Below are 4,086 nucleotides of genomic sequence, written 5' to 3' on the forward strand. Positions count from 1 at the left end.
TCATGGTTTGTCTTAAAAGGATGGATGCGAGAAGGTCCTCAAGCGTTCGAGGCGAACAACTGATCCCAGCTCAGGCGGAAGCGCGCCAGGTATTTTTTGAGCCGGTCCGCATCGTTCGGCTTGGTTTTCGCGTCGCGCGACACGCCGAACAGCTTGCGCCCGACATCGGACAGGCTCTTCGATTGTCGGCATACCTTGATCACCTCCTGCAGCTGGATGGCGTCGAACAGGTCGAGCTGGCCGGCCTCCTCACCAAGCAACTCTTCCAGCGCGCCGGCATCGGCGTTCGCACGACCAGTCTGCAGACGCCATAGCCGTTCCAGGCGCACGATTTCGTGGTCGACGATCGCTTCCGTGATTCGGCCCGACTGCGCCAGTGTCGCCATCCGCGTCATCGACGCCCAGAGATCGCGGAAGTTCCCCGTCCACAGTGCACTTGGCGACCGCGCGAAGCGCATGAAGCGGGCGCGCGCTTCGCGATTGAAGCGCACCATCTGTCCATTTTCCGCGCCGAACTGGCGAGCAGGTAGTCGGGATTCGGTTCGATATCTTCGGCCCGCTCGCGCAGGCCGGGCAGGGCATACGTCGACAGGTTGATGCGCGCATACAGGTATTTGCGAAAACGCCCGGCGGCGACTTCCCCTGACAGGTCGCGATTGGCCCTGCGATGAGCTGGAAGTCGCTCTGCACCTCGTTGTCGCTGCCGACGGACAGGAAGCGCTTTTCCTCGACCGCCTTCAGCAGCATGGCCTGTTCATCGGCACCGAGTTCGCCGATTTCATCGAGAAAGAGCAGCCCCTTGTGCGCGCTTCTGAGCAATCCCGGCCGATCCGATGCTGCGCCCGTGAATGCGCCTTTGATGTGGCCGAACAGCGTCGAGACGGCGCCGTCGCCATGCAGCGTCGCGCAATTGAGTTCCACGAAGCGTCCGTTGACCTGGTGGCGCGCCTTCTTCAGGTCGTAGACACGGCGCGCCAGGAAGGACTTGCCGGCGCCGGTCGGCCCCATCAGCAGCATGGGGAGCGCGAGCGGATCGCGACCCGCTCGATCTCCTCGATCATGGTGTGGAAATGCGCATTGCGCGTCGCGATCCCGGATTTCAGGAATGCGACGCCTTCAGCCTGCTCGCGCGAAAAGCGCTGGGCGATCTGGTCATAGCGCGAGAGGTCGAGGTCGATCAGGGCATAGCTGCCGCTTGTGTTGGAGCTTGGCGCGCGCGGCGGCGAGGTCTGCACCAGGCGGCCGGGGAAGAAGCGCGCCTCGGTCATCAGGAACATGCAGATCTGGACGACGTGGGTCCCGGTTGTGATGTGGATCCAGTAATCCTCGTTGTCCGGATCGAAAGGGTAGCGCTTCGCAAAATCAAACAGCGCGCCATACACTCCCTCGAAATCCCAGGCGTCTGCAATCTTGAGCGCATGGGGAACCACTTGCGTTTCCGGCGACACCGAAGCGATATCGGCGGCCACCTGGCTGATCAGGCTGTCGACCGGGCCGTTGTACATCAGGTCGAAACGTGCGACCGCGAGATCGGATTGCTGGGTCAGCGCGACGCTTGGGCGCCACTTCTCCCAGCGCGACGGTCCCCGGTAATTGTCGAGCTTCGTGCCGACGAAGCCGATCACGACGGTTTTCTTACTCTTCATATCTGTATAAAAATTTATATAGGCGGAAATTTGGCAGAAACTTCGCCTGGGTTCCAACGGCGCCAGGAGCTCGGTCACTGTGAGAAACTTCTTCTATATCAGTCACTTGGCCGTTTTGCCAAGGTGTCGCAGCTCGCTGGCACGCCGCTTGCAACAGGGTGGAGGAAAAACCAGCTGCGACCTGATGACCAGCCCATCTCCAGGGATAAAAATGAAAACGATGAAAACTCACCATTACGATGTCATGGATATCCCCGGCGGCGGCCACGTGAAAATGTGGACACAAGGCGTGCCTGTCGAAGAGGCTGCAAAGCAGCAGCTAGCGAACACGTCGAAGATGCCCTTCGTGTACAAGCACATTGCAGTCATGCCGGACGTGCACCTCGGCAAAGGCTCGACCATCGGTACCGTCGTGCCGACGCTGGGCGCGGTGATTCCTGCCGCGGTCGGCGTCGATATCGGCTGCGGCATGATGGCGGCGAAGACGACCCTGACGGCCAAGGATCTGCCGGACAGCTTGTCGAAGCTGCGCAGCGCGATCGAGCGCGCCATTCCGCACGGCATGTCGCCGAAGACGCGCGGGCAGCGCAACCGTGACGAGGGTTCGTGGCAGACGCCGCCGGCGCCGGTCGACGCCGCCTGGGCACAGCTGAAAGGCGAATTCGATGCGATCTGCCTGAAAACGCCATCGTTGAAGAATACGAATAATTACCGTCACCTCGGCACGCTGGGGGGCGGCAATCACTTCGTCGAGGTCTGTCTCGATGAAGTCGGCTCCGTCTGGTTTATGCTGCATTCCGGCTCGCGTGGGGTCGGCAATGCGATCGGTACCTATTTCATCGAGCTGGCCAAGCAGGATATGCGGCGCCATTTCATCAACCTGCCCGATAGCGATCTCGCTTATCTGTCGGAAGGGACGAAGCATTACGACGATTATGTCGAGGCGGTCAGCTGGGCGCAGAAGTTCGCCCGCATGAACCGTGAAGTCATGATGCAGAACCTGATTGCTGCCGTGCGCACCGTGATTACGAAGCCATTCCAGACGCACGTGGAAGCAGTGAACTGCCACCATAACTACGTCCAGAAGGAGCATCACTTCGGCAGGGACGTGCTGGTCACCCGCAAGGGGGCGGTGTCGGCGCGGATAGGCGAGCTGGGAATCATTCCGGGTTCGATGGGCGCAAAGAGTTTTATCGTGCGCGGCAAGGGAAATGCGGACAGTTTCAATAGTTGCAGCCACGGTGCGGGTCGCACCATGAGTCGGACCGAAGCCAAACGCCGCTTCACCCTGGCCGATCAGGTCAAGGCGACGGAAGGTGTGGAATGCCGCAAGGATGCGAACGTGATCGACGAAATTCCGATGGCCTACAAAGATATCGACGCGGTCATGCATGCCCAGCGCGATCTGGTGGAAGTCGTCCATACGCTCAAGCAGGTCGTGTGCGTGAAGGGATGATGCATCCGCAGGAAACAAGAACAAGAAAGAGAAGGGGAGGCGATGATCGACCTTGACGGCGCCGCCGGTGAAGGAGGCGGCCAGATTTTACGGACTGCGCTCGCGCTGTCGATGATCACTGGGCAGCGATTCCGGATCGCAGGCATTCGCGCCAATCGCACAAAACCTGGATTGATGCGGCAGCACCTGGTCGCGATGCAGGCAGCCGCCCAGGTCAGCGGGGCAGGCGTGACAGGCTCGGAGCTCGGTTCGTCCGCGCTCAGTTTTACGCCGGGACGTATCAAGGGCGGCGATTACCATTTTTCGCCATCGGCACGGCCGGCAGCTGTACGCTGGTGTTGCAAACCGCCGTATTGGCCCTGCTGTATGCGAAGCAGCCCTCAACCGTCCGCATCTCCGGAGGCATGCATAAGGTGATGGCGCCACCGGTTCAGTTCCCGCAGCAGGCTTATCTGCCACTGCTTGCGCGCATGGGCGCCGAGGTCGATATCGCGCTGCTGCGTTATGGCTTCTATCCCGCGGGCGGGGGAGAAGTTATTGCGACCGTCAAACCCTGCGCGCCGATGGCACTGGCGGGCGGCGGCAGTTTTACTGCCTCAACTGTTTCCTCCCATGACAGGACGAATGCGCACGTCATCTCCCGATTCTTTGCCTGTAGCTATTGATTTCGAAGCAGAAGAAGCGCGATTTACATGCGTGGTGAAAAGCACTTGCCAAGCACGATGAACGTTGGCTATAATTCGCCTCCGCTTCGGCGCTGTCCGCAAAACGTTAACAGAATCAAGGTGTTAGGTTCTTAACTTCTTTGCAGTGAGCAACGAAATGGAAAAAAAGAAGTTGACGACGAAAGCGAAACACTGCATAATCTCATCTCTCTGCTGCTGACAAACAAAACGCTTTGTCGCCAAGTAGCAAGAAGCAGTACCGAACAAGTTCTTTAAAAATTAACAGTCGATAAGTGTGGGCGTTTGATGAAGGTGCCAA

The 4,086-nt window shown here is 59.4% G+C and carries 1 protein-coding gene and 2 pseudogenes; 2 read left to right on the plus strand and 1 reads right to left on the minus strand.

Annotated elements, in window-relative coordinates:
* Positions 1-38 precede the first annotated feature (38 nt).
* A pseudogene (gene rtcR, locus ACHAC9_RS24240) lies at positions 39-1,646 on the minus strand (RNA repair transcriptional activator RtcR).
* Between the two features lie 220 nt (positions 1,647-1,866).
* On the opposite strand from rtcR, the gene ACHAC9_RS24245 reads away from it, so the two are divergent.
* Together ACHAC9_RS24245 and ACHAC9_RS24250 are read left to right on the plus strand one after the other, a co-directional pair.
* Positions 1,867-3,102: an RtcB family protein gene (locus ACHAC9_RS24245; protein WP_435764338.1), complete on the plus strand. Its 1,236-nt coding sequence runs from the start codon at positions 1,867-1,869 to the stop codon at positions 3,100-3,102.
* Positions 3,103-3,213: 111 nt separating this feature from the next.
* Positions 3,214-3,767, plus strand: a pseudogene (locus ACHAC9_RS24250) (RNA 3'-terminal phosphate cyclase).
* Positions 3,768-4,086: the final 319 nt, after the last annotated feature.

Source organism: Massilia sp. CMS3.1 (assembly GCF_051262535.1).
GTDB lineage: Bacteria > Pseudomonadota > Gammaproteobacteria > Burkholderiales > Burkholderiaceae_D > Telluria.